Source organism: Rhodococcus aetherivorans, assembly GCF_011058165.1.
Lineage (GTDB): Bacteria > Actinomycetota > Actinomycetes > Mycobacteriales > Mycobacteriaceae > Rhodococcus > Rhodococcus aetherivorans.
Genome location: NZ_JAALEG010000001.1, coordinates 65,133 through 90,777, shown reverse-complemented (window position 1 = coordinate 90,777; position 25,645 = coordinate 65,133). Strand labels below are relative to the sequence as shown.

The 25,645-nt window shown below is 73.7% G+C and carries 22 protein-coding genes and 1 pseudogene; 2 read left to right on the top strand and 21 right to left on the bottom strand.

Features of this window, described 5'->3' with window-relative positions:
- Nucleotides 1-4: 4 nt before the first annotated feature.
- The 11 genes from gap to rpe all read right to left on the bottom strand — a co-directional run bounded on the left by gap (nt 5) and on the right by rpe (nt 10,960).
- On the bottom strand, nt 5-1,024 hold the full coding sequence (gene gap / locus G6039_RS00410) for a type I glyceraldehyde-3-phosphate dehydrogenase (protein WP_006937692.1): 1,020 nt from the start codon (nt 1,022-1,024) through the stop codon (nt 5-7).
- Between the two features lie 177 nt (nt 1,025-1,201).
- A complete protein-coding gene (gene whiA, locus G6039_RS00405) occupies nt 1,202-2,179 on the bottom strand; it encodes a DNA-binding protein WhiA (RefSeq protein WP_170914087.1) in 978 nt (325 codons plus the stop codon).
- On the bottom strand, nt 2,176-3,243 hold the full coding sequence (locus G6039_RS00400) for a gluconeogenesis factor YvcK family protein (protein WP_029543623.1): 1,068 nt from the start codon (nt 3,241-3,243) through the stop codon (nt 2,176-2,178). The genes whiA and G6039_RS00400 overlap by 4 nt, the downstream gene beginning before the upstream one ends.
- Complete coding sequence (rapZ, locus tag G6039_RS00395) at nt 3,240-4,094, bottom strand: RNase adapter RapZ (RefSeq protein WP_170914089.1); 855 nt, start codon at nt 4,092-4,094, stop codon at nt 3,240-3,242. The genes G6039_RS00400 and rapZ overlap by 4 nt, the downstream gene beginning before the upstream one ends.
- 71 nt (nt 4,095-4,165) lie before the next feature.
- Nucleotides 4,166-6,343, bottom strand: coding sequence for an excinuclease ABC subunit UvrC (gene uvrC / locus G6039_RS00390; protein WP_029543621.1), 2,178 nt, complete (start codon nt 6,341-6,343; stop codon nt 4,166-4,168).
- A gap of 9 nt (nt 6,344-6,352) precedes the next feature.
- Nucleotides 6,353-6,826: a PH domain-containing protein gene (locus tag G6039_RS00385; protein ID WP_029543619.1), complete on the bottom strand. Its 474-nt coding sequence runs from the start codon at nt 6,824-6,826 to the stop codon at nt 6,353-6,355.
- Entirely contained in the window at nt 6,823-7,305 is a 483-nt protein-coding gene (ribH, locus tag G6039_RS00380; RefSeq protein WP_006937682.1) for a 6,7-dimethyl-8-ribityllumazine synthase, read from the bottom strand. The genes G6039_RS00385 and ribH overlap by 4 nt, the downstream gene beginning before the upstream one ends.
- The gene (locus G6039_RS00375) at nt 7,306-8,556 is read right to left on the bottom strand and encodes a bifunctional 3,4-dihydroxy-2-butanone-4-phosphate synthase/GTP cyclohydrolase II (protein WP_006937680.1); all 1,251 of its coding nucleotides are present in this window, start codon (nt 8,554-8,556) and stop codon (nt 7,306-7,308) included.
- Nucleotides 8,557-8,616: 60 nt separating this feature from the next.
- Complete coding sequence (locus G6039_RS00370) at nt 8,617-9,225, bottom strand: riboflavin synthase (RefSeq protein ID WP_006937678.1); 609 nt, start codon at nt 9,223-9,225, stop codon at nt 8,617-8,619.
- 11 nt (nt 9,226-9,236) lie between these two features.
- Complete coding sequence (gene ribD / locus G6039_RS00365) at nt 9,237-10,280, bottom strand: bifunctional diaminohydroxyphosphoribosylaminopyrimidine deaminase/5-amino-6-(5-phosphoribosylamino)uracil reductase RibD (RefSeq protein ID WP_231385901.1); 1,044 nt, start codon at nt 10,278-10,280, stop codon at nt 9,237-9,239.
- Nucleotides 10,277-10,960, bottom strand: a complete 684-nt coding sequence (rpe, locus tag G6039_RS00360) for a ribulose-phosphate 3-epimerase (protein WP_029543611.1) — start codon at nt 10,958-10,960, stop codon at nt 10,277-10,279. The genes ribD and rpe overlap by 4 nt, the downstream gene beginning before the upstream one ends.
- 173 nt (nt 10,961-11,133) lie before the next feature.
- Between rpe and ppsA the strand changes: the two genes are divergently transcribed.
- Nucleotides 11,134-13,413 (top strand): phosphoenolpyruvate synthase, encoded by a 2,280-nt coding sequence (ppsA, locus tag G6039_RS00355; protein ID WP_006937672.1) that lies wholly within the window; start codon nt 11,134-11,136, stop codon nt 13,411-13,413.
- Nucleotides 13,414-13,500: 87 nt separating this feature from the next.
- On the opposite strand, the gene G6039_RS00350 is transcribed toward ppsA, so the two are convergent.
- The 3 genes from G6039_RS00350 to fmt form a co-directional block, all read right to left on the bottom strand.
- A complete protein-coding gene (locus G6039_RS00350; protein WP_006937670.1) occupies nt 13,501-14,430 on the bottom strand; it encodes a 1-phosphofructokinase family hexose kinase in 930 nt (309 codons plus the stop codon).
- A 91-nt stretch (nt 14,431-14,521) separates the two neighbouring features.
- Nucleotides 14,522-15,967 (bottom strand): RsmB/NOP family class I SAM-dependent RNA methyltransferase, encoded by a 1,446-nt coding sequence (locus G6039_RS00345; protein WP_006937668.1) that lies wholly within the window; start codon nt 15,965-15,967, stop codon nt 14,522-14,524.
- Nucleotides 15,964-16,887 (bottom strand): methionyl-tRNA formyltransferase, encoded by a 924-nt coding sequence (gene fmt, locus G6039_RS00340; protein ID WP_006937666.1) that lies wholly within the window; start codon nt 16,885-16,887, stop codon nt 15,964-15,966. Before fmt ends, G6039_RS00345 begins: the two co-directional genes overlap by 4 nt.
- Nucleotides 16,888-17,114: 227 nt before the next feature.
- On the opposite strand from fmt, the pseudogene G6039_RS30390 reads away from it, so the two are divergent.
- Nucleotides 17,115-17,495, top strand: a pseudogene (locus G6039_RS30390) (rhodanese-like domain-containing protein); the annotation flags it as partial.
- Here G6039_RS30390 and G6039_RS30935 read toward each other — a convergent pair.
- The 7 genes from G6039_RS30935 to gmk form a co-directional block, all read right to left on the bottom strand.
- Nucleotides 17,395-18,543, bottom strand: coding sequence for a phosphatase PAP2 family protein (locus tag G6039_RS30935; RefSeq protein ID WP_029543608.1), 1,149 nt, complete (start codon nt 18,541-18,543; stop codon nt 17,395-17,397). The pseudogene G6039_RS30390 and the gene G6039_RS30935 sit on opposite strands and share 101 nt — an antisense overlap.
- A gap of 114 nt (nt 18,544-18,657) precedes the next feature.
- Complete coding sequence (locus G6039_RS00330; protein ID WP_029543606.1) at nt 18,658-19,635, bottom strand: esterase/lipase family protein; 978 nt, start codon at nt 19,633-19,635, stop codon at nt 18,658-18,660.
- Nucleotides 19,636-19,879: 244 nt separating this feature from the next.
- Nucleotides 19,880-21,898 (bottom strand): primosomal protein N', encoded by a 2,019-nt coding sequence (locus tag G6039_RS00325; protein WP_029543603.1) that lies wholly within the window; start codon nt 21,896-21,898, stop codon nt 19,880-19,882.
- A 21-nt stretch (nt 21,899-21,919) separates the two neighbouring features.
- Nucleotides 21,920-23,134, bottom strand: a complete 1,215-nt coding sequence (gene metK / locus G6039_RS00320) for a methionine adenosyltransferase (RefSeq protein WP_006937654.1) — start codon at nt 23,132-23,134, stop codon at nt 21,920-21,922.
- 262 nt (nt 23,135-23,396) lie between these two features.
- A complete protein-coding gene (gene coaBC / locus G6039_RS00315) occupies nt 23,397-24,680 on the bottom strand; it encodes a bifunctional phosphopantothenoylcysteine decarboxylase/phosphopantothenate--cysteine ligase CoaBC (protein ID WP_006937650.1) in 1,284 nt (427 codons plus the stop codon).
- A complete protein-coding gene (gene rpoZ / locus G6039_RS00310) occupies nt 24,677-24,979 on the bottom strand; it encodes a DNA-directed RNA polymerase subunit omega (protein ID WP_003935406.1) in 303 nt (100 codons plus the stop codon). The genes coaBC and rpoZ overlap by 4 nt, the downstream gene beginning before the upstream one ends.
- A complete protein-coding gene (gene gmk / locus G6039_RS00305) occupies nt 24,976-25,623 on the bottom strand; it encodes a guanylate kinase (RefSeq protein ID WP_006937649.1) in 648 nt (215 codons plus the stop codon). The genes rpoZ and gmk overlap by 4 nt, the downstream gene beginning before the upstream one ends.
- Nucleotides 25,624-25,645 lie beyond the last annotated feature (22 nt).

Here is a 25,645-nt window from a genome sequence, read left to right as displayed (position 1 = left end):
TCGGTCAGAGGGACTTCGAGACCAGGCCGATGAGGTCGACCAGGCGGTTGGAGTAGCCCCACTCGTTGTCGTACCAGGAGACGATCTTGACCTGGTCGTCGATGACCTTGGTCAGGCCGGCGTCGTAGATCGACGAGTGCGGGTCGGTGACGATGTCGGAGGAGACGATCTCGTCCTCGGTGTACTTGAGGATGCCCTTGAGCGGGCCCTCGGCGGCCGCCTTCATCGCCGCGTTGATCTCCTCGATGGAGGCGGGGGTGGCGAGGTTGGCGGTCAGGTCGGTGACCGAGCCGGTCGGGATCGGCACGCGCAGGGCGTAGCCGTCGAGCTTGCCGACCAGCTGCGGCAGGACGAGGCCGATCGCCTTGGCGGCGCCGGTGCCGGTGGGCACGACGTTCAGGGCGGCGGCGCGGGCGCGGCGCAGGTCCTTGTGCGGGCCGTCCTGCAGGTTCTGGTCCTGGGTGTAGGCGTGGACCGTGGTCATCAGGCCCTTGACGATGCCGAAGCTGTCGTCGAGGACCTTGGCGATCGGGCCGAGGCAGTTGGTGGTGCACGAGGCGTTGGAGATGATGTTCTGGCTGCCGTCGTACTTGTCGTCGTTGACGCCCATCACCACGGTGAGGTCCTCACCCTTGGCGGGCGCCGAGATGATCACCTTCTTGGCGCCGGCGTCGAGGTGGCCCTTGGCCTTCGACGCGTCGGTGAAGATGCCCGTCGACTCGACGACGACGTCCACGCCCAGGTCGCCCCACGGCAGCGCGGCCGGGCCTTCCTTGACCTCGAGCGCCTTGATGCGGTGGTCACCGACGACGATGGTGTCCTCACCGTCGAGGCTGACGTCCTGCGGCAGGCGGCCGAGGATCGAGTCGTACTTGAGCAGGTGGGCCAGAGTCGCGTTGTCGGTGAGGTCGTTGACCGCGACGATCTCGATGTCGGTGGTGCCGAGCGCCCTCTGCGCCTCGACAGCCCGGAAGAAGTTACGTCCGATACGACCGAAGCCGTTCACGCCTACCCGGACAGTCACAATTACGCTCCTTTGCCCATCTCTGCTGGTTGTGCCAGTGGTGCCCACCGCGGTGCCGGAGACATCGGCGCCGGTCGGCAGGACTCATCGGTCGATGTGACCCCTACCCTATCTGCGGGGCCGGCGGGGCGCGGCAGGAGGCCCGGGGCGGCGCGGCCGCCGCCCGGGGCCGGCCGGCTAGGCCTCGTCGAGCAGCTCCGGGGTCACCGCGGATTCGGTGTCCGGGATGCCGAGATCCTTGGCCCGGCGGTCCGCCATGGACAGCAGCCGGCGGATGCGTCCGGCGACGGCGTCCTTCGTCATCGGCGGGTCGGCGAGCTGGCCCAGTTCCTCGAGCGACGCCTGCCGGTGCTGCACGCGCAGGGCACCGGCCGCGGCGAGGTGGTCGGGCACGTCGTCGCCGAGGATCGCCAGGGCCCGCTCGACGCGGGCGGCCGCGGCCACCGCGGCGCGCGCGGAGCGGCGCAGGTTGGCGTCGTCGAAGTTGGCGAGCCGGTTGGCGGTGGCGCGGACCTCCCGCCGCATCCGGCGCTCCTCCCAGGTCAGCCGGGTGTCCTGGGCACCCATGTGGGTGAGCAGCGCGCCGATGGCGTCGCCGTCGCGGACGACGACCCGGTCGGCGCCGCGCACCTCGCGGGCCTTGGCGGCGATGCCGAGGCGCCGGGCGGCGCCGACGAGCGCGAGCGCGGCCTCCGGGCCCGGGCAGCTGATCTCGAGGGCGGACGAGCGGCCCGGCTCGGTGAGCGAGCCGTGGGCGAGGAATGCGCCGCGCCACGCCGCCTCGGCGTCGGCGATGCTGCCGCCGACGACCTGCGCGGGCAGGCCGCGGACCGGGCGGCCGCGCACGTCGAGCAGACCGGTCTGGCGGGCCAGGGCCTCGCCCTCCTTGGCGACGCGCACCACGTAGCGCGAGCTCTTGCGCAACCCGCCGGCGCCGAGGACGTGCACCTCCGCGGAGTAGCCGTAGAGCTCGAAGATCTCGCGGCGCAACCGGCGGGCGATCGACCCGAGGTCCACCTCGGCCTCCACGACGACACGGCCCCCGACGATGTGCAGCCCGCCGGCGAAGCGCAGGAGGGCGGACACCTCGGCCTTGCGGCTGCTGGTGCGGGTGACCGCCAGCCGGCTCAGCTCGTCCTTGACCTCCGCTGTCATTGCCACGTGGGGATCTCCCTTCCGTCCCGCTGCGCGAGGTCCCGGGGGCGGGCCGCGTCGGGCAGGTGTTGAGCCAGGACCGCCGCCAGCTTGGCGGGGTCGTGTCGGTGGGTGCCGGTCTCCGCCACGTCGGCGTAGACCACCTGGGCGCCGAATCCGGCGGCGGCCCGGCACAGGTGTTCGCGTTCCCGGCCCTCGGGCACCGATGCGGAGTCGACCACCACGTGGTCGACCCGGAACTCCGGGGCGTGCTGGGCCAGCACGTGCAGGTGCCGCTCGGAGGAGAACCCGGCGGTCTCCCCCGGTTCGGCGGCCAGATTGAGCACCAGCACCTTGCGGGCCGGCGCCGTCACCAGCGCCTCGAGCAGGTCGGGGACGAGCACGTGCGGGATGACGCTCGAGAACCACGAGCCGGGCCCGAGCACGACGAGGTCGGCGGCGCCCACCGCGTCGAGCGCGTCGGGACACGCCGGGGGGTCGGCCGGGATCAGCCGCACGCGCCGGACCTTGCCGGGGGTGGTGGCGACGGCGACCTGCCCCCGGATGATGCGGCTGGCCCGCGGATCCGATTCGAGGCCGGACACGTCCGCCTCGATGTCGAGGGCGATCGGCGACATCGGCAGTACCCGGCCGCGCACCTCGAGCAGTTCGGCGACGCGGTCGAGGGCGGCCACGGGATCGCCGAGGACCTCGGTCAGCCCGGCCAGGATGAGATTGCCCACCGAGTGGCCCGCGAGCGCGCCGGTGCCGCCGAACCGGTGCTGCACCGTCTCGGTCCAGGTGTGCACCCCGGGGGTGTCCGCGGCCAGCGCGGCCAGCGCCATGCGCAGGTCGCCGGGCGGGATGACGCCGAGTTCGGCGCGCAGCCGGCCGGAGGAACCGCCGTCGTCGGCGACGGTGACGACGGCGGTGACGCGGTCGCTGAGCCGGCGGACGGCGCTGAGCGTGGCGTACAGGCCGTGGCCGCCGCCCAGGGCCACGATCGACGGATTCGGCGCGGTGCCCTGCCCGCCGGCCGGGCCGCCGGTCCCGGGCGCCGGGGCCGCGGAACCGGGCCCCGTCATTCGCGCCCCAGATCCCGGTGCGCGACGTGCACCGACAGCGTCGGGTCGGCGTCGAGCCGCGCGGCGAGCGCCTCGCTCATCGCCACGCTGCGGTGCTTGCCACCGGTACAGCCCACCGCGATCGTCATGTAACGCTTCCCCTCCCGGCGGTAACCGGCCGTGGTCAGTTCGAGCAGCCGATGATAGGTCTGCAGGTATTCCTGCGCCCCGTCCCGGCTCAGCACGTAGTCGCGGACGTCGACGTCCTGGCCGGTGTGCGGACGCAGCTCGGGCACCCAGTGCGGGTTGGGCAGGAACCGCACGTCGCACACCACGTCCGCGTCCATCGGCAGACCGTACTTGAATCCGAACGATTCCACGGTGACCCGGATCGAGTCGGCGTCGCCGTCGCCGAACGCGGACTCGATCTTGCGGCGCAGTTCCGGACCGGACAGCGACGACGTGTCGACCACCAGATCGGCGGCGGCCTTGACCGCGGCGAGCTGGGCGCGTTCGGTGGCGATGCCGTCGGTGAGGGTGCGGTCGGCGGCGTCGGCCTGCAGCGGGTGGCTGCGGCGGACCTGCTCGAAACGACGCACGAGGACCTCGTCGGTGGCCTCGAGGAACAGCACGCGGGTGCGCACGGGCCGGGCGGCCAGTTCGGTGACGACCCAGCCGAGGTCGCCGGTGAACAGGCGGCTGCGTACGTCCATGACCACGGCGAGGCGCTGCAGCGGCGGGTCGGCCCGCACCGCGAGATCGACCATCGAGGTGACCAGCTGCGGGGGCAGGTTCTCGGCGACGAACCAGCCGAGATCCTCGAGGGCCGTCGCGGCGGTGCTCAGACCGGCTCCGGACAGGCCCGTGACCAGGGCGACCTCCGCCCGCGGGCGGTGGTCGTCCCGGGGCCGGGGCCGAGGCTGCGCCGTCTCCGCCTCGTGTGTCACAGTTCCGACTCCGTTCGTCCGCCCGACACGCCGACGGTGCCATCATCACCCACCGGCGTGTCCGCCGCAGCCTCACCCGCCGGGGCCGGCACGGTGTCCGGGACGTCGCCGCGCAGGGCGTCGAGCACGGCGCGGGCGGTGGCGACGCCGATGCCGGGGACCGCGGTGATCTCCTCCACGGTCGCCTCCCGCAGCCGGGCCACCGACCCGAAGTGCGCGACGAGCGCGTTGCGGCGGGCCTGCCCGAGCCCGCGCACCCCGTCGAGCGCGGAAGCGGTCATGCGCCGGGATCGCTTGCTGCGGTGGTAGGTGATGGCGAAGCGGTGCGCCTCGTCCCGGACCCGCTGCAGCAGGTACAGCGATTCGCTGGTGCGGGGCAGGATGACCGGGTCCTCCTCCCCCGGCACCCAGACCTCCTCGAGCCGCTTGGCCAGTCCGATCACCGCGACGTCGGTGATGCCGAGTTCGTCGAGCACCTCCGCCGCGGCGGCGACCTGCGGGGCACCGCCGTCGACGACGTACAGATTCGGCGGGTACGCGAAGCGGCGGGGCCGCCCGGTGGCCGGATCGAGCGCGGCCTCCGGGGCGAGGTCGCCGCCGTCACCGTCGCGGGCCGCGGCCGGGTCACCGTCGCGGGCCGCGGCCGGGTCACCGCCGCGGGCCGCGGCCGGGTCACCGCCGGCCGCGGCGAGGTCCCGGTTGTGCCGCAGGAACCGGCGCCGGGTCACCTCGGCGATGGAGGCGACGTCGTCGGAGCGGCCGTCGCCGGCGGCCTCGCGGATGGCGTAGTGCCGGTAGTCCGCCTTGCGGGGCAGGCCGTCCTCGAACACCACCAGCGACGCGACGACGTCGGTGCCCTGCACGTGGCTGATGTCGACACACTCGATGCGCAGCGGCGCCGAGTCCAGGTCGAGGGCCTCCTGGATGCCCTGCAGGGCGGCCGAGCGGGCGGTGAAGTCGCCGGCGCGGCGCAGCTTGTGCTGGGTCAGGGCCTCGTGCGCGTTGCGCTGCACGGTCTCGGCGAGGGCTTTCTTGTCGCCGCGCTGCGGCACCCGCAGCCGCACCGGGCCGCCGCGCAGGGTGCCGAGCCAGCGGCTCATCTCCTCCGGCTCGGGCGGCAGGGCGGGCACGAGCACCTCGCGGGGCACGGCGCTGCCCGCCGGTTCGGCGCCGGCCGCCGACAGGGCGGCCTCCTCGCCGTAGAACTGGGTGAGGAACTGCTCGACCAGCAGCGACAGTTCCGCCTCGGCGGTGCCGGAGGCACCCGCCGCGTCCTCGGGCCGGTCCACCACGTCGCCGGACTTCTCCACCACCCAGCCCCGCTGGCCGCGCACGCGGCCGCCGCGCACGTGGAACACCTGCACGGCCACCTCGAGGTCGTCGCCGGCGAAGGCGACGAGGTCGGCGTCGGTGCCGTCGCCGAGCACCACCGCCTGCTTCTCCAGGGCGCGGCGCAGCGCACCGAGGTCGTCGCGCAGCCGCGCGGCGGTCTCGAAGTCGAGGTCCTCGGCGGCGGCCTGCATGCGCTGTTCGAGGTCGCGGACCAGCTTGTCGGTGCGGCCGGCGAGGAAGTCGCAGAAGTCCTCGACGATGCGCCGGTGCCCGGCCGCGTCGACACGGCCCACGCACGGTGCCGAGCACTTGTCGATGTAGCCGAGCAGGCACGGGCGGCCGATCTGCGCGTGCCGCTTGAACACTCCGGCCGAGCAGGTGCGGGCCGGGAACACCCGCAGCAGCAGATCGAGGGTCTCGCGGATGGCCCAGGCGTGGGAGTAGGGACCGAAGTACCGCACGCCCTTGCGGCGCGGCCCGCGGTAGACGAACAGCCGTGGGTACTCCTCGTTCAACGTCACCGCGAGCATGGGGTAGGTCTTGTCGTCGCGGTAGCGGACGTTGAACCGGGGATCGAACTCCTTGATCCAGTTGTACTCGAGCTGCAGCGCCTCGACCTCGGTGCCCACGACCGTCCACTCGACGGACCCGGCGGTGGTCACCATCTGCCGGGTCCGCGGGTGCAGCGACGCGACGTCGGCGAAATACGAGTTCAGCCGCGACCGCAGGCTCTTGGCCTTGCCGACGTAGACGACGCGGCCGTGCGGATCGCGGAACTTGTACACCCCCGGCTCCACCGGGACGGTGCCGGGGGCAGGGCGGTAGGTCGAGGGGTCGGGCACGGGTCCAGGCTAGTCGGCCGAGCCGACACCCCCGCCGTACCGCTGTTCGAGCTCGCGGAACGCGGCCAGCGCCGCGACGGCGTACTCCCCGTCGCGGGCCTGCACAGCGACGACGGGCACGTACTCGTCCTGCGGCAGCTCGAGCCGGGGCCACGGCTTGCCCTGGGGGAAGGTCATGCCCCGCACCTGGTCCCAGCCGAACGCCTTCTCACCGAGGACGTTGCGCACCACCACGCCGGACGCCCCGGCACGCAATCGGGGCCGGGTCAGCAGCAGCACACTGCCGGAGACGACGACGCCGACACAGACGATGGCGATCTGGTCGGCGACGCGCAGGTTCACGCCGGTGTCGCCGCCGGCGCGCAGCACGAGCGCGGCCCCGATGTGGCCGAGCATGAGCACGATCGCCGCGACGATCGCCCACCGGGACATCTTGCGGCTGCGGACCTCGAGGTCCCAGCGGGTGTCGGCGGCGGAGGTCACCGCGCGGCCCCGCGCAGCCGCCGCAGGGTCACGGCGGTGTCGAGGGCGGCAGCGCACGCCTGCCCGCCCTTGTCCTCGACGGAGCCGGGCAGTCCGGCCCGGTCGATCGCCTGCTGCTCGTCGTTCGTGGTGAGGACCCCGTTGCCGACGGGGGTGCCCTCGTCCAGCGCGATGCGGGTGAGCCCGTAGGTGACGGCGTCGCACACGTACTCGAAATGGGGGGTCCCGCCGCGGATCACGACGCCGAGGGCGACGACCGCGTCGTGGGTGCGGGCCAGCTGCTGGGCGACGACCGGCAGCTCGATCGCGCCGGCGACACGTTCGAGGGTGACGTCGGTGACGCCGGCCTGCTCGGCGACGCGCTGCGCCCCGGCGACGAGCGCCTCGGAGATCTCGGCGTGCCAGCGGCCGGCGACGATGGCCAGCCGCAGCCCGGCCGCCTCGGACAGCTGCAGCTCGGGCAGTCCTTCGCCGCTCATCTACGCGTCCCCCGCCTCGTAGTCGTCCAGGCCGATCAGGTCGTGACCCATGCGGTCCCGCTTGGTGCGCAGGTAGGTGATGTTCTCGGAGTTCGCGCGCAGCGGCATCGCCACCCGCTCGGTGATCTGCAGCCCGTAGCCGTCGAGGCCGACCCGCTTGGCGGGGTTGTTGGTCAGCAACCGCATCGACGAGATGCCCAGGTCCACGAGAATCTGCGCGCCGATGCCGTAGTCGCGGGCGTCGGCGGGCAGGCCGAGCTGCAGGTTCGCGTCCACGGTGTCCGAGCCGGAGTCCTGCAGCTGGTAGGCCTGCAGCTTGTGCATCAGGCCGATGCCGCGGCCCTCGTGCCCGCGCATGTACAGCACCACACCGCGGCCCTCCATGGCCACCATCTCGAGTGCGGCGTCGAGCTGCGGGCCGCAGTCGCACCGCAGCGAGCCGAACACGTCGCCGGTCAGGCACTCCGAGTGCACCCGCACGAGCACGTCGGCACCCTCACCGTCCGGGCCGGGGATGTCGCCGAGCACCAGCGCGACGTGCTCGACCTCGTCGTAGACGCTCTGGTAGCCGACGGCGGTGAAGTCGCCGTGCCGGGTGGGGATGCGGGCCTCGGCGATGCGCACGACGTGCTTTTCGTGCTTGCGGCGCCAGGCGATCAGGTCGGCGATGGAGATCAGGGCGAGCTTGTGCTCGTCGGCGAAGACCCGCAGTTCCTCGGTCTGAGCCATGTGGCCCTCGTCCTTCTGCGAGACGATCTCGCAGATCACGCCGGCCGGGCGCAGGTCGGCCATGCGGGCGAGGTCGACGGCGGCCTCGGTGTGGCCGGGCCGGCGCAGCACGCCGCCCTCCTTGGCGCGCAGCGGCACCACGTGCCCGGGGCGGGTGAAGTCCTGTGCGGTGCTGTTCGGATCGGCGAGCAGCCGCATCGTGGTGGCCCGGTCCGAGGCGGAGATGCCGGTGCCGATCCCTTCCCGCGCGTCGACGGTCACGGTGTAGGCGGTGCCGTGCTTGTCCTGGTTGGTCGAGTACATGGGGGGCAGGCCGAGGCGATCGCAGTCCTCCCCGGCCAGCGGCACGCACAGGTACCCGGAGGTGTAGCGCACCATGAACGCCACCAGTTCGGGAGTGGCCTTCTCGGCTGCGAAGATGAGGTCGCCCTCGTTCTCGCGGTCCTCGTCGTCGACCACGACGACCGCCTTGCCGGCTGCGATATCGGCGATCGCGCGCTCGATGGTGTCGAACCTCGTCACTTGCGTGGGCTCCAAAATCTCGTGTACGGACAAACTGATTGCCGAGTTCAACAGTACGACTCAGCGGCCGGCGGCCTGCAGCCGCTCCACATACTTCGCGATGACGTCGACCTCGAGGTTGACGAGCGTGCCGGGGGCGGCGCTGCCCAGGGTGGTCAGCGACAGCGTGGTCGGGATCAGGGAGATCTCGAACCACTCGTCGCCGGGCTCGCCGCCGAGCGCGGAGACGGTCAGCGAGACCCCGTCCACCGTGATCGAGCCCTTGTGCACCACGTACCGGGACACGTCGGCAGGCAACGAGATCCGCACCACGGTCCAGTTCTCCGACGGGGTGCGCGAGAGCACGGTGCCGGTGCCGTCGACGTGGCCCTGGACCAGGTGCCCGCCGAGGCGGCTGTTCAGCGCGGCGGCCCGCTCGAGGTTGACGCGGCTGCCGGGACCGAGCTGCGACAGGCTCGAACGGTCGAGGGTCTCCTTCATCACATCGGCGGTGAAGGAGTCGCCGCCCGGGACGTCGACGACGGTCAGGCACACACCGTTGACCGCGATGGAGTCGCCGTGGCCGGCGTCGGAGGTCACGACGGGTCCGCGGACGGTGAACCGCGCCGCGTCGGCCAGGTCCTCCCGCGCGACGATCTCGCCCAGTTCCTCCACGATCCCGGTGAACACAGCTCGCTCCTTCACTCCCGGTCGGGGACCAGGGTCAGCAACACGTCGGCGCCGACGGTTTCGACGCGCTCCCGACGAAACCGTAGCGCCTCGGCGATCGTGCGCACGCCGGCGTCCCGCACTGCGGACGGTCCGGACCCGAGCAGCACCGGCGCGAGATAGGCCTGGATGCGGTCGACCCGGCCCGCGGCGAGGAACGCACCGGCCAGGCGCGGGCCGCCCTCGAGCAGCACGTCCACCCGGTCCGCGAGCGCGCCGAGCACCTCGTCCGGATCGTGGGTGCGCAGCACCAGGGTGGGCGCGACATCATCGAGAACTCTTGCGGTCTTCGGGATCTCGCTCCTGCCGACGACCACGCGCAGGGGCTGGTGCGGGGCCAGCGAGCCGTCCGGCAGCCGGGCGGTCAACCACGGGTCGTCGGCGAGGACGGTGCCGGTGCCGACGACGATCGCGTCGAGCCGCGAGCGCTCGGCGTGCACGCGGGCGCGTGACTGCGGGCCGGAGATCCAGCGGCTGGTGCCGTCGGCGGCGGCGCTGCGCCCGTCCAGGCTCGCGGCGTACTTCCACGTCACGTGGGGCCGTCCCGTGCGCTGCCGGTGCAGCCAGGCACGCAGGGCTCCCGCCTCGGCGGGCTCGGCGCCGAACCCGCCGTGCACCCGCACGCCGCCGTCCCGCAGCGTCCGCGCACCCCCGGCCGCCGCCGGGTGGGGATCGGCCACCGCGTAGTAGACGGCGGCGACGCCGGCGCGCAGCAGGGCCTGCGCGCACGGACCGGTACGGCCGGTGTGATTGCACGGCTCCAGGGTCACGACGGCGGTGCCGCCGCGGGCCCGCTCCCCGGCCGCCTCGAGTGCGACGACCTCGGCGTGGGGGCCGCCCGGCGGCCGGGTCGCCCCGACCCCGGCGACCTGTCCCGCCGCGTCGAGGATCACCGCGCCGACGGGCGGGTTGGGGCTGGTGGTGCCGCGCACCGACTCCCCGGCGTCGAGCGCGAGGCGCAGTGCCGCCTCGAGCGGGGCACCGCTCACGGCCGCCTCGAGCGGTGCATCGCTCACGTGGCCAGGGTCAGGTGCGGGGAGGCGTGGGCGGCCCGTTCGCGCAGCTTGCGCACCGCCTCGCCCGGGTCGTCGGCCCCGTACACGGCCGACCCGGCGACGAAGCAGTCCACCCCGGCCTCGGCGGCCGCCTCGATGGTGTCGGCGTTGATGCCGCCGTCGATCTCGACGAGCAGGGTCAGCTCCCCGGCGTCGACGAGACGGCGGATCGCGCGGACCTTGTCGAGCACGTCGGGGATGAACGACTGGCCGCCGAAGCCGGGCTCGACGCTCATCACCAGCAGCGTGTCGAACTCCTTCAGGATCTCGAGGTAGGGCTCGAGCGGGGTGCCGGGCTTGACGCTCAGGCCGGCCTTGGCGCCGGCGGCCCGGATGTCGCGGGCGACGGCGACGGGATTCTCGGTGGCCTCGACGTGGAAGGTGACATTGTGCGCGCCCGCCTCGGCGTAGGGCGGCGCCCAGCGGCCCGGGTCCTCGATCATCAGATGACAGTCGAGTGGGATGTCGGTTGCCTTCAGCAGCGACTGCACCACCGGCAGGCCGAGGGTCAGGTTCGGCACGAAGTGCGCGTCCATGACGTCGACGTGCAGCCAGTGCGCGTCGGCGACGGCGGCGGCCTCGTCGGCCAGGCGCGCGAAATCCGCGGAGAGGATGGAGGGGGCGATCATCGGGTGGGCCACGTCCACCGAGTTTAACGGTCCCGCCGGCGGGGCCCGCCGCGCGTCGCGGCGCCCGCCCGCCCGGGGACAGGTTTTCATGACTTTCGACCCCTGGTTCGACCCTCTGGGCGATGCTTGAGTGGACGGTGGCGGGCCCGGATCCGCTGGGCCCGAAGCGGCAGTGGGGAGCGACGATGGCCACGCACACGGTGTGGGTTCGACCGATCGGCGAGGTGGGCGCGGAGGATGCGCCGACCGTGGGGGGCAAGTCCGCCAACCTCGGGGAGATGACCCGGGCCGGGTTCCCCGTGCCGCCCGCCTTCGCGATCACCACCGCCGCCTATCTCGATTCGATGGCCGCCGCGGGGGTGCGCGACCGGCTGCGCGCCGAGGCCGTCCCGGCCTCCGACATCGACGACGCGACGCTGATCCGCACCTCCGCGGAACTGGCCGCGCTGGTGACCGGGGCCGCGGTGCCCGACGAGATCCGCGCCGACATCGTCGCCGCCTACGAGAAGCTGGGTGTGGACGTGCCGGTGGCGGTGCGGTCCTCCGCGCCCGCCGAGGACGCCGCGGACACCTCGTTCGCCGGGATCCACGAGTCGTACACCAACATCGCCGGCGCCGACGCGGTGGTGCGCGCCGTGCAGGCGTGCTGGGCGTCGTTGTGGTCGGAGCGGGCCCGGACCTACCGGGGCCTGCGCGGGGTGACCGACGAACCGTCCATCGCCGTCGTGGTGCAGGTGATGGTGCGCTCGGAGGCCTCGGGGGTGGCGTTCACGGCCGACCCCCGCACCGGCGAGCTCGACCGCATCGTCGTCGAGGCCGCCCTCGGCCTCGGCGAGGTCGTCGTGGGCGGCCAGGTCGAGCCGGACACCTACGTCGTCGCCAAGGACGGCTTCGCCGTGCTCGACGTGCATCTCGGGCATCAGGAGTTCCAGATCGCCTCCACCGACACCGGCGACAGCCGCGTCGCGGTCGATTCGTCGCGGCAGACGCGGGTGCTCGACGAGGAGCAGCTCGAGAAGGTCGCGCGGCTCGCCGCGGGCGTCGAGCAGCACTACGGCCGGCCGCAGGACCTCGAGTTCGCGTTCGCCGAGGGCGAGCTGTGGATCGTGCAGACCCGCCCGATCACCACCCTGGGGATGCCCGGGGCCGCCGCGGCGTCCGGCAACGGGCAGGCGACGCCGCTGCTGACCGGGCTCGGCGCCGGCCCCGGCCGGGCGACCGGACGGGTCCGGGTGCTGCAGGAACTGGTCGACGGCAAGCGCCTGACCGAGGGGGAGATCCTCGTGGCCCCGATGACGCGGCCCGACTGGCTGCCGATCCTGCGCCGCGCCGGGGGGATCGTCACCGACGGTGGCGGCATCACCTGTCACGCCGCGATCGTCGGCCGCGAACTCGGCAAGCCCGTCGTCGTCGGCGCCCGCACCGCGACGCAGGACCTGCGGGACGGCCAGGTGATCACGGTGGACGGCGATGCCGGCGTCGTGTTCGACGGGGAGGTCCGCGCCGACCGGCCGACCGCGGCGCAGACCGCCGCCCCGGCGGCCGCGGCCCCCTCCCCGACCGTCACCGCGACGGCCGTGTACGTCAATCTCGCCACCCCCGACGCCGCGCAGGCCGTCGCCGCCACCGACGTCGACGGGGTGGGGCTGCTGCGGGCGGAGTTCATGATCACCGAGGCGCTCGCCGGGGAGCATCCCGCCTACATGATCGCGCAGGGCCGGCGCGAGGAGTACGTGTCGAAGATGGCCGAGGGCGTCGCGCGGATCGCGGCGGCCTTCGCCCCGCGGCCGGTGGTGTACCGCGCAATCGACCTGCGCAGCAACGAGTTCGCGAACCTGAAGGGGGGCGAGGTGGAGCCGGACGAGGAGAACCCGATGATCGGGTATCGCGGCTGCTTCCGCTACGTGCGCGATCCCGAGCTGTTCTCGCTCGACCTCGACGTCCTGCACCGCGTGCGCGCGCAGCACCCCAACGTGCACCTGATGATCCCGTTCGTGCGCACCCGTTGGGAACTGAGGGAGTGCCTGGCCCAGCTCGACGCGCATCCGCTCGGCCCGGATCGCCGGATGCTGCGCTGGATCATGGCCGAGGTGCCGTCGGTGGTGTACTGGCTGCCCGAGTACGCGAAGCTCGGCATCCACGGCGTGTCGATCGGCAGCAACGACCTGACCCAGCTCGTGCTCGGCGTCGACCGCGACTCCGAGGTGTGCAAGGACCTGTTCGACACGCTCGACCCGGCGGTGCTGGACGCGATCGACCACATCATCGAGCGGGCGTCGGCGGCCGGCCTGACCACGTCGCTGTGCGGGCAGGCCGTCTCCACCAGCACGGAACTGGCCGAGCATCTCGTGCGCCGGGGCATCACGTCGGTGTCGGTGACGCCGGACGCGGCGGCGCAGACCCGGCGCACGGTGGCGCAGGCCGAGCAACGGATCGTCCTGGACCGTGCACGGCACGAGCACTGACCGCGTCGTGCGCTCCGAGCGAGCGGACCATGCCGTCGGCCGCTCGGGACCGCCCTGACGGGGGGAACGATCCGGTCGCTCGGGGCGTCACCGCTGCCGCGCGAGGACGTCGAACCGCTCGACGTCGTCGCGGCGGCAGACCTGGCTGCCCGGGGTGAGCAGGGCCGCCGAGCCCGCCGCGATGCCGAGCGCCAGGGCGTCGCGCAGCGAGCGGCCCCGCAGCAGGCCCACGACCAGCCCGGCGACCATGCTGTCGCCGGCGCCCACGGCGCTGCGCACGGGCACGTCCAGGGCCTTCAGCCGGGCGGTGGTGTCGGCGGAGACGAGGAGCGCCCCCTCCGGCCCGAGGGACACCACCACGACCTCGGCGACGCCGGCGTCGACGAGTTCGTGGGCGGCCGCGGCCTGTTCGTGCGGGGTGCGCAGTTCCCGGCCCACCCATTCGCGCAGCTCCCGCAGGCTCGGCTTGACCAGGTGCACGCCCGACTTGATGCGGCGCAGTGCGTCCCCCGACGAGTCGAGGACGAAGCGCGCACCGGCGTCGGTGGCGGCGTCGGCCACGCGCTGGACGAACTCGCCCGGCACGCCCGGCGGAAGGCTGCCGCTGGCGACGACGTACCGTGCGCCGGTGGCGGTCTCGACGAGCAGGTCCAGGCACCGTTCCTGGTCCTCCACGCTCAGCTCCGGGCCGGGCAGCACGAACCGGTACTCGTGGCCGGTGCTGCGTTCGATCGCCGTGAACGACTCGCGGGTCATGCCGTCGATGTCGATGCGCCGGCTGTCGACACCCCCGGCGGCCAGCAGCGCCGAGAGCGTATCCCCGGTCGGACCGCCGGCCGGATACACCGCCCCGGCCGACACGCCGAGCACCCCGGCGACCTTCGCGACGTTGATCCCGCCTCCCCCGGCCTCGAGCCGCGGCGCCTCGCAGCGCAGTTTGCTGGTGGGCCGCACCTCGGCGGTGTAGGTGGTCACGTCGAGCGCCGGGTTCATGGTCAGAGTGACGATGTCGGGCACGACGTGCCTCCTGCAGGGAGCGGCCGGGTTGCGTCCGACCGTATCCGAGCGCGGACCGATTCTTCCGGCGTTCGCGCCACAGGCTCGCGGATCAGCCCGCCGGTGTACGCAGCGCGGCCATGAACATCGCGTCGGTGCCGTGCCGGTGCGGCCACAGTTGCACGGACGGGCCGTCGCCGAGACGCGGCACGCCGGGCACGAGCTCGCGCGTGTCGAGCTGCTCGACCTGGTGCCGACGGACGGCGTCGGCGACGACGGCGAGGGTCTCGGAGGTGTGCGGGGAGCACGTCGCGTACAGCACCACGCCGCCGGGCCGCAGCAGGCCGATCGCCGAGGCGAGGAGCTGTTTCTGCAGCCGCACCAGCTCGGCGACGTCGCCGGGGCTGCGACGCCACCGCGATTCGGGCCGGCGCCGCAGGGCGCCCAGCCCGGTGCACGGCGCGTCGACCAGGATGCGGTCGTAGCCGGACCCGAGGCCGGGATCGCGACCGTCGGCGACGTGCACCGTGACCGGGAGGCCGCGGGTGGCCTTGCGGATCAGCTCGGCGCGGTGCTCGACCGGCTCGACGGCGTCGACGGTGAAGCCGTCGATGTCCGCCAGCGCGCCGAGCAGGGCGGCCTTGCCGCCGGGACCGGCACACAGGTCCAGCCACCGGCCGTGGTCGGGTCCGTCGAGCGGGGCGAGCGTGAGCGCCCGCGCCACCAGCTGGCTGCCCTCGTCCTGCACGCCGGCCATGCCCTCGCGCACGGGGTCGAGCTTGCCGGGGTCGCCGCCGCCGTCGAGATGCACGGCGTAGGGCGACCAGGGGCCGATCTCCCCGCCGGTGGCCAGCGCGAGCTCCTCCGCGGTGATCACCCCCGGACGAGCCACCAGGTGCACCACCGGCCGGGCGTCGTCCGCCGCGAGCACCTCCTCGAGCTCCCCGGCGTCGGGACCGAGCGCGACCGCGAAGGCCTTCGCGATCCACTCCGGATGCGCATACCGGAATGCCAGGTGTCCCACGGGGTCACGAGCCGGGTCGGGGGCGAGCTCGACGATCCACTGTTCCTCGGGCTTCTCCGCGACGCGCCGCAGCACCGCATTGACGAATCCGGACTTGCCGTGGCCGAATTCGCTGCGGACGATGTCGACGCTCGTCGCGACGGCCGCGTGCGGGGCGATGCGGGTGCGCAGCAGCTGGTACGTGCCCAGCCGCAGGGTGTCCAGCAGCGCCCCGTCGATCTCGGTGACGGGCCGGTTGGCGCACGCGGCGATCACGGCGTCGAGCAGACCCTGGGCGCGGGCGGCGCCGTACGTCAGCTCGGTGGCCAGGGCGGCGTCGCGACCGTCGAGACGCCGCTCCCGCAGCAGCGCCGGCAGCACCAGGTTGGCGTAGGCGTCGCGCTCCCGGACCGCGCGCAGCACGTCGCGGGCGGCGAGACGGGCCTGGTCGAGGCCGGCCTCCGCGGGGGACGGCCGGCGGGCCTGCCGAGGCTTGTTGTTGCGGTCGCCGGGTCCGCGGCGCGAGCGGCGGGCGGGGCGTCGGGACTCGGTCACTGGGCGCGTACCTCCGGGTCGAGCCGGGCGCCGCGAACCCAGTCCGCGGCCGCCATCGTCTTCTTGCCGGGCGGCTGGACCTGCCCGAGCCGCACGGCGGTGCTGCCGGTGCCGACGAGGACACCGTCCTTGCGGGCCAGGATCTGCCCGGGCGCGAGGGTCTCCTCGGTGCCGGTCACGGGTCCGAGCTTGACGCGCAGGTCGCCGATCATCGTCCAGGCACCGGGTGCGGGCGTGACCGAACGGATGTGGCGGTCCACGAGGTGTGCGGGCCGGTCCCAGCTCACGCGGGCCGACTCGACCGTGACCTTGGGGGCGTGCGAGACGCCGTCCGTGGGCTGCGGCACGGCCGTGAGCACCCCGTCCTCGAGACCGTCGAGAGTCGATTCGAGGAGCGCGGCACCCGAATCGGCGAGCCGGGCGAGCAGATCCCCCGCCGTGTCGGCGGGCCGGATCGTCTCGGTGACCACCCCGTAGACCGGGCCGGTGTCCAGGCCCTCCTCGAGCCGGAACGTGCTCGCGCCGGTCACCTCGTCCCCCGCGGCGAGCGCGGCCTGCACGGGCGCGGCGCCGCGCCACGCGGGCAGCAGCGAGAAGTGCAGATTCACCCAGCCGAACTTCGGGATGTCGAGCACCGGTTGCGGGATGAGCGCGCCGTAGGCGACGACCGGGCAGCAGTCGGGGGCGAGTTCGGTCAGCCGGGCCACGAAGTCGGGGTCGCGCGGCCGCTCCGGGGTGAGGACCTCGATGCCGTGGTCGTCGGCGAGCCGCCCCACGGCCGAGCGGACGACACGCCGCCCGCGGCCGGCGGTGGTGTCGGGCCGGGTCACCACCGCGACCACCTCGTGGCGCGGCGAGTCGAGCAGGCGGCGCAGCGACGGTACGGCCGGTTCGGGGGTCCCGGCGAACACCAGCCGCACGTCAGCGGCCCGTCCGCGCGCGAGGAGCGAGGCCCCGGTCCCGGGAGGCGGACTGCGCTGGGCCGACCGAACTGTTCACGAATGCTGCTCCCGGATCTCGACGACGAATGGTGCCCTCAGTCTAGGGACCGGGCCTGCGGGCGGTGACATCCGTCCGCGAACCCGAGGGGTCGGGCCGGACGTGACGAATCCCGGCAACCGCCGTGCAGCGTCGATAGGCTGAGCCGATGGCAGAGACGCGAGAACGGATGGCACGGTCCCCCCGTGTGCGCTCGGCGGACCCCGCGGGCGTGCCCTGGCCGGCGGCGCAGGAGCAGGACGTGGTCCTGGTGGACACCACGTGGGGCGAGCTGCAGCCGCTGCAGTGCGCGCCCGGGGTGGTGACCGTCGGTGAGCTGGAACTGACGGAGCTGGTCGCGAACGGAGCCGTGCTCGTCGACACCCGTGTCCCGGACTCGCGCAAGGGCAGGTCCATTCCGGGCGCGGTCAACCTGCCGCACGGCCGGATCACGGAGCTGCGGGACCGGCTCGATCCGTCCCGGGTGTCGATCCTGTTCTGCAACGGCCCGCAGTGCCCGCAGTCCCCGATGGCGATCCGGGAGCTGCTCGAGGCGGGATATCCGGCGTCCTCGCTGGCGTACTACCGCGGTGGCCTGCACGACTGGGTGACGTTGGCGATGCCGCTCGAGCAGGTGGACTGATCTGCGGGGCGAGCCGCGCTCCGCGGCGCGCCTCCCAGGCCCGGGCGGCCAGCGCGGCGAAACCGACGTAGCCCCAGCCGAGCAGCACGTCGACCACGTAGTGTTCGCCGCCGTAGACGAGCGTGAAGGCCATGGCGAGCGGGAACGCCACCAGCAGCGCCCGCATCCAGCCGCGCCGCGCGATCGGCCACAGGGCGACCGCCACGAGCAGCGCGAACGCCGAGTGCAGCGACGGCAGCGCGGCGACCGGGTTGCCCTGCGCCTCGAGCCATCGGGTGCCGACGTCGATCGGCACCACCCCGAAACCGAAGCCGGTGACCCGCCCGACGCCGTCCGGCAGCACGCCCACCTCGGAGGCGTACCACGGTGGGGCCGCCGGCACGAGGATGTAGGTGATCAGTCCGAAGTACGACAGGAGCAGCACCCGTCGCATGTACCCGGCCCAGCGTGACCGCGAGTACAGGTACAGCAGGGCCGCGAGCAACCACGGCACGAGAAAATGGCTGGTGTAGACGACGGCGGTGATCATGGTCCAGCCGGGCCGCTCCCCGTCCGCGCCGAGCAGGCGTTCCTGCAGCCACACCGTCGGGACCGTGCCGCCGAACAGCCAGCTCTCCACGGCGACCGGTTCGTGTACCCGCACGGGCAGGCCGAGTTCGTCGGCGATGCCGCGGGTGTGGTCGTAGACCACGAGCGCCGCGACCAGGGGCAGCCAGTCGACGACGACGCGCACGTGCCCGCGCCACGGCCGGTCGATCGCGAAGGCGATCAGCCCGGCGACGATCCAGGCCGCCTGGTACACCCGGTCGGCGGGGATGCCCATCGTGACGACGGTGCCGATCAGCGCAGCGAGGTACACGCACCGCGCGGCCACCCGGAGGTACTGGCGCGGCGACACCAGCTGCGGCGCCCGCATCACCGCGAGAGCGCGTCCCGGAAGCGAGGGGGGGTTCACCGCTACCTCCCTTCGGCGCGCTGTCCCGGGCGCCGGTGACCGTCGTCCGCAGGGGCTCGTGCCGCCCGCATACCCATGATCGGGGCACCGGGCACGCCCCGGGGGCGGATCGGGTCAGGAGTTGCTCTCGATGATCAGTTCGGGGATGCCCGTGCCGAGCGGCACCGGGACGCACTCGCCGAGGGCGTACCGCTCAGGGGCGAGCGCGTGCCGGATCACGGTGAGCGAGAACGGGTCGTACACCATGTTGAAGTGCCCGGTCTGATCCGGTGGGCACAGGTCCTGGATCATCAGGTTGACCGCCCCGGGTCCGCGCAGCGCCACGTTGGTGGACGGCTGGATGACCTCGTCGACGCGGGATCCGATGGTGGTGTAGCGGACGCCGGGAACGGTGTCGACCGGGGTGTTGAGTTCGGTGAGCAGTTCCGAACCCTGCAGTTGCTGCGCGAGGGCCACCGAGAAGAAGTCCTCGACCGCGTCGGTGGCGCCGGGAGCGGCCACGGCCGCGGTGCCGAGCCCGTAGAAGGTGCCACCGTAGCTCGGCGAGGCCACGCCCACCCAGCGGTCCACGACGGCCGATCCGCCGAGGCGGTTGACGTAGTACCGCGCGACGGTGGCGCCCTGCGAGTAGCCGAGGAGATCGACCTTGTCGGCGCCGGTGTCGGCGCGCACACGCTCGACGAACCCGCCGAGCTGCGCGGCGCTGACCCGGATGTCCCCGGTGCCGTAGTCGTCGGCACCGTCGGCCTTTCCGTAGTCGAGAGCGAAGACGCACCAGCCGGCGTCGGCGAGCATCGGGGCGACCGCGGCCCAGTCCGAGTAGGAGTTGGAGTCGGTGCCGTGGGCGAGGACCACCGGCCGCGGATGGTCCGGGGCGGGCACGCACCCGAAGTCGTTCGACCGCGCCGGCGCCGCCCCGGGGTGGTCTTCGGCGTAGCCGGCGGCCTGGGCATGCGTGGTGGCGACGGGGCCCGGGGTGACGGGCACGAACGCTGTCGATCCCGAGGGCGCGGCGCCCGCGCCGGTGACGGACACGGCGGCCATGGCCGCCGCACCGGCCAGCGCTGCAACGATCCTGCGTGTGCCGTTCACGGCCCCTCCCTTCCGGTCCGCCCGTGCCGGTCCGCACCGTCCGCCACTGGTTCGGTTCACCAGGATCGACCCTGCCCCTGTGATTTATCGTGACACAGTCGCCCTCTCGCGGCATGCCGTTTTTCTGCAGGTGGCGGGCGGTTCTGCCGTCCTGTCGCACGGCAGGGTCCTCGCCCTCTCGGGGCACCCGGCCGGGCGGGACACAGCCGGCGCGCACCGTCCCGGCCGGGAGAGACGACGGCCGTCACCCGATGCGCAGCGGATCGATCTGCACCCGCAGCGCGCCCTCACCACGGCGGGCACTGCGGGCGGCCTGCGCCTCGCGCAACGCCCGGCCGAGGGCGAGGCCCCGACCGCGCGGCACCCGGATCACCATGCGCTGCACCTCGTCCGGCTCGGGATCGTCGGCCCCGAACGGTAACCGCTCCCCCGGCGGCAACGGCACCGGACCGAGCACCTCCGCCTCCGGCGGCAGCGTCGCGGCGGCCAGCAGGTCGGCGACCGCGGCCGCGGTGCCGTCGACCGCGGCCATGTGCACCGCGGGCGGGAAACCGACCTCGGCGCGCTCGGCGAGCTGGGACTGCGCGTGCCCGATCGGGTCCCACCGCACCAGCGCCTGCACGGTGGGAATGCCGGAGTCGGCCACGACGACGACCTGGCCGCCGTCGGCGAAGGGCCGCACCAGCGACGACGCGGTGAGCCAGCGGCGCATCGTCTCCTCGGCGGCCCGCAGGTCCGCGCGGCCGAGCAGCGCCCACCCGTCGAGCAGCAGCGCCGCGCCGTACCCGCCGGCGGTGACGGGCTCGGCACCCACGGTGGCGACGACGAGCGCAGGCCCCTCCGGGGCGGTGGCCTTGACCTCCGCCCCGCCGGAGGTGACCACCGGGACACCGGGAAAGGCCCGGCCGAGTTCCTCCGCGGTGCGCCCGGCGCCGACCACGACGGCGCGCAGCGCGCGGGCGCCGCACGCGTGGCAACGATGGGTGGCGTCGGTGATGCCGCACCACCGGCAGGCGGGCGTCGCGGCGCCGTCCGGGCCGGCCGCCTGCGGCAACGCGAGCGGGCCGTTGCAGTGCCGGCAGCGGGCCGGGGTCCGGCACTTGGCGCACGCCAGCGCGGGCACGTAGCCGCGGCGTGGCACCTGCACCAGCACCCCCCGGTCGGCCTTCAGGGCGGCGCGGGCGGCGGCGAACGCGATGGCCGGCAGGCGGGCGGCGCGGGCGGCGGGATCGCGTGCGAGCGCCTGGTCGCTGTCGGCGAGCGCAGTGATCTTCGGAGCGCAGGCCCGGACGACGTCGCGGGGCGCGGCGAGGTCGTGGGCCCACCCGGCGTCGACGAGGGCCTGGGTCTCGGCGGTGCGGGCGTGCCCGGCCAGGACGACGGCGGCGCCGGCGGCGTGGGCCCGCAGCAGCGCCACCTCCCGCGCGTGCGGGTACGGCGCGCGCGGCTCGGAGTGCAGGTCGTCGCCGTCGTCCCACACCACGATCAGCCCGACGGCCGGGGTGGGGGCGAACACCGCGGCCCGGGTCCCGACGACGATGCGGGCGGTGCCGCGCAACGCGGCGAGCCAGCGCCGGTAGCGCACGGCCGGACCGAGCCCTGCGGCGAGCCCGACGACGCAGTCGGCGCCGGCGAGGTCGGTACAGGCCGCCACGACCCGGTCGAGGTCGCGCTGATCGGGTACCACGAGCACCGCGGCGTGCCCGGTGGCGGCGACCGACGCGGCGAGTTCGGCCAGGCGGCGGGGCCAGTCCTCCCCCGGCAGCGCCTGCCAGGCCGCGCGGGGGGTGCGGCCGGCGGCGAGGGCGTCGAGGAAGTTCTCGCCGTGCCGGTACCGGGCCCAGGCGGCCCGGTCGACCTCCGGCGCGGCGGGCGGTGCGGCGGGCGGCGGGTCCTCCGCCTCGACCCGCGCGTGCCGCGGCGGCACCGCCAGCCGCAGCACGTCGGCGCGGGTGCCGGCGTAGCGGGCGGCGACCGCGTCGGCGAGGGCGGCGATCTCCGGGGTCAGCACGACCTCCGGGGAGACGATCCGGTCGAGCCAGCCGAGCCGGCCGGTGTGCTCGCTGCTCGGGGCCCGAGCCAGCAGGAAGCCGTCGACGAGCCGGCCGGCGAACCGGACGCGCACCCGCACGCCCACCCGCGCCTCGGCATCGAGCTCACGCGGGATCAGATAGTCGAACTCGCGGTCGAGATGCGGCAACGGCAGCAGCGGCAGGATCCGCGCCACCGGATCCGTCTCGGCGGCGGTCCTGTCGGTGGCCACCCGGACCCCTGACGGGGCGGGTTACAGACCGGCGGCGGCGCGCAGCTTCTCGGCCCGGTCGGTGTTCTCCCACGGCAGGTCGATGTCGGTGCGGCCGAAGTGCCCGTACGCGGCGGTCTGCGCGTAGATCGGACGCAGCAGGTCCAGGTCCCGGATGATCGCGCCGGGCCGCAGATCGAACACCTCGGTGATCGCCTGCTGGATCCGCGCCGGGTCGGTCTTCTCGGTGCCGAAGGTCTCGACGAACAGCCCCACCGGGGCGGCCTTGCCGATCGCGTACGCCACCTGCACCTCGAGCCGGCCGGCCAGGCCCGCTGCCACGGCGGTCTTGGCCACCCAGCGCATCGCGTAGGCCGCCGAGCGGTCCACCTTCGACGGGTCCTTGCCCGAGAACGCGCCGCCACCGTGACGGGCCATGCCGCCGTAGGTGTCGACGATGATCTTGCGGCCGGTCAGGCCCGCATCGCCCATCGGGCCGCCGAGCACGAACGACCCGGACGGGTTCACCAGCAGCCGCACCTCGGCGGTGTCGAGCCCGGCCAGGCTCGGATCCGCCAGCACCGCCTCGACGACGTGGGTGCGCAGATCCGGGGTGAGCAGGTTGTTCAGGTCGATGTCCGCCGCGTGCTGGGTGGAGATCACCACCGTGTCCAGCCGCACCGGCCGGTCACCGTCGTACTCGATGGTGACCTGGGTCTTGCCGTCCGGCCGCAGGTACGGCAGCACCCCGGTCTTGCGGACCTCGGTGAGCCGGCGCGAGAGCCGGTGCGCCAGCGCGATGGGCAGCGGCATCAGTTCCGGGGTGTCCGAGCAGGCGTAGCCGAACATCAGGCCCTGGTCGCCGGCGCCCTGCAGCGCCACCTCGTCGTCGGTGAGCACCCCGGAACGCGCCTCGTGCGAGACGTCGACGCCGCCGGCGATCTCCGGGGACTGCGCGCCGATGGCGATGTTCACCCCGCAGGAGTTGCCGTCGAAACCCTTCGAGGACGAGTCGTACCCGATCTCGAGGACCCGGTCGCGCACGATCTTCGGGATGTCCGCGTAGGCCGAGGTGGTGACCTCGCCGACCACGTGCACCTGCCCCGTGGTCACGAGGGTCTCGACCGCGACACGGGCGCGAGGGTCTTCGGTGAGCAGCGCGTCGAGGACGGAGTCGCTGATCGCGTCACAGATCTTGTCCGGGTGCCCCTCCGTCACGGACTCACTGGTGAAAAGCCGACCGCCGGTCTTGCTCACGGAACTCCCTCTCGACTGGTTGTGTCTAGCTCGAACGAACGAACTGATGTCAACGATATGGGCGACGCTACTGTTCCGGTCGCGCCGGCGCGAGACTTTCGCTCACGGGCGCGCCGCCCCGGGGGTCACGGGCGCGCCGCCCCAAGGTTCACGGGCGCGCCGCCCCAAGGTTCACGGGCGCGCCGCCCCAAGGTTCACGGGCGCGCCGCCCCAAGGTTCACGGGCGCGCCGCCCCAAGGTTCACGGGCGCGCCGCCCCGGGTTCACGGACGTTCCGGCGCCAGCAGCGGCCGCAGTGCGTCGAGGACACGGCTGGCCATCAGCGCCTTGGAGCCGTGCGCGAGGGCGGTCTCGGAACCGTCCGCGGCCAGCAACCAGCCGTCGTTGTGGTCGACCTCGAACGCCTTCCCATCGCCGACGGCGTTCACGACCAGCAGGTCGCAGCCCTTGCGGGCCAGCTTGGCGCGGGCGTGGGTGAGGACGTCGCCCTCGGCGTCGCCCGTTTCGGCGGCGAAGCCGACGATGACGGTGCTCGCCGGCAGCGTGCCCTCGGTGCGGGCGGTCACCAGCCCGGCGAGGATGTCCTCGTTCTTGGTCAGCGCGATCGCGTCCGGCTCACCCCGGCCCTTCTTGATCTTGCTGGTGGCGAAGGTGGTGGGCCGGAAGTCGGCGACGGCCGCGGACATGACGACCGCATCGGCGCCGGCGGCGTGCTTGGTGACCGCGGCCTGCATCTGGGCGGCGGTCTGCACCCGCACCACGTCCACCGCGGCGGGGTCGGCCAGGCCGGCCACGGCCCCGGCGACGAGGGTGACGTCGGCGCCGCGCTGGGCGGCCAGCCGGGCGAGGGCGTAGCCCTGCTTGCCGGAGCTGCGGTTGCCGAGGAACCGGACCGGGTCCAGCGGTTCGCGGGTGCCGCCGGCGGAGACGACGATGCGCCGGCCGGTCAGGTCCCGCGGCAACGCGTCGGGCCGTTCGAGCAGCAGCGACGCCAGGCCGAAGATCTCGTCGGGCTCGGGCAGCCGGCCGGCGCCGGTGTCGTGCCCGGTGAGCCGGCCGGAGGCGGGCTCGACGACGACGACGCCGCGACGGCGCAGGGTGGCGACGTTGTCCACCGTCGCGGGGTGTTCCCACATCTCGGTGTGCATCGCCGGCGCGAACACGACCGGGCACCGCGCGGTGAGCAGCGTGGCGGTGAGCAGGTCGTCGGCGCGGCCGTGGGCGGCGCGGGCCATCAGGTCGGCGGTGGCGGGGGCGACGACGACGAGGTCGGCCTCCTGCCCGAGCCGCACGTGCGGCACCTGCGGCACGTCGGCGAACACGCCGGTGTGCACGGGGTTGCCGGACAGGGCCTCGAAAGTGGCGCGGCCGACGAACTCGAGCGCCGAGTCCGTCGGGATGACCCGTACGTGGTGTCCGCTCTCGGTGAAGGCGCGGATCAGCGCACAGGCCTTGTACGCGGCGATGCCGCCGCCGACGCCGATGACGACGCGGCGGCGCTGCCCGAATTCCGAGTGGTCCGCGGTGCCCGCGGCGCGCTGGCTCACTCGCCTTCGGCGTGCTCGAGCAGGTCTGCGTGGATCTCCCGCAGCGCGATCGACAGCGGCTTCTCCTGCAGGCCCGGCTCGACGAGCGGGCCGACGTACTCGAGAATGCCGTCGCCGAGCTGGTTGTAGTAGTCGTTGATCTGCCGGGCGCGCTTGGCCGCGTAGATCACCAGCGCGTACTTCGAGGAGGTGCGCTCGAGCAGCTCGTCGATGGGCGGGTTGGTGATGCCCAGCGGGGTGTCGTAGGCCGGCAGGTCGTGCCCGGCGGTGTCGGACACGGCTGCTTGGGTGCTGCTCACTCGGTATTCTCCTGTGTCGTTCCGGAGCTCTGGCGGGGTCCGGGGTTCGGGGTCGAGGCCGGGGATGTGGTGATCGGCCGCGGACGGTCGGCGGGATCGTCGCGGGGACCGACCAACAAGGATACCAATTCGTCGCACGCGCGGTCGACGTCCTCGTTCACGATCACCGTGTCGAACTCGTCGCGCGCGTCGAGTTCGGTCCGGGCGGTCTCGAGCCGGCGGCGGACGACCTCGTCCGATTCGGTGCCACGGCCGGTGAGTCGGGCGACCAGCACATCCCAGCTCGGCGGCGCCAGGAAGGCCAGCACGGCCTCCGGCATGGCGGCGCGCACGGACCGGGCGCCGGTGAGGTCCACCTCGACGAGCACGGGGCGCCCCGAGGCGAGCGCGTCCCGCACGGGCCCCGCGGGAGTGCCCGAGCGTTGCAGACCGCCGTGGATCTCGGCCCACTCGAGCAGGTCCCCGGACTCGATCATCCGATCGAAGTCGTCGCGGCTGACGAAGTGGTAGTCCACCCCGTTCACCTCGCCGGGCCGGGGATCGCGGGTGGTGGCCGACACGCTGAACAGCAGGTCGGGCACCCGGCTGCGGAGCCGGCGGACAACGGTCGACTTCCCGACGGCGGAGGGGCCGGCCAGCACCACCAGCCGGCCCCTCCGCGTCGTG

Excerpts from the sequence above, each read along its gene's own strand:
- whiA (WP_170914087.1), bottom strand. The coding sequence starts at position 2,179 with ATGACAGCGGAGGTCAAGGACGAGCTGAGCCGGCTGGCGGTCACCCGC.
- G6039_RS00400 (WP_029543623.1), bottom strand. The coding sequence starts at position 3,243 with ATGACGGGGCCCGGTTCCGCGGCCCCGGCGCCCGGGACCGGCGGCCCG.
- ribH (WP_006937682.1), bottom strand. The coding sequence starts at position 7,305 with ATGAGCGGCGAAGGACTGCCCGAGCTGCAGCTGTCCGAGGCGGCCGGG.
- ppsA (WP_006937672.1), top strand. The coding sequence starts at position 11,134 with ATGGCCACGCACACGGTGTGGGTTCGACCGATCGGCGAGGTGGGCGCG.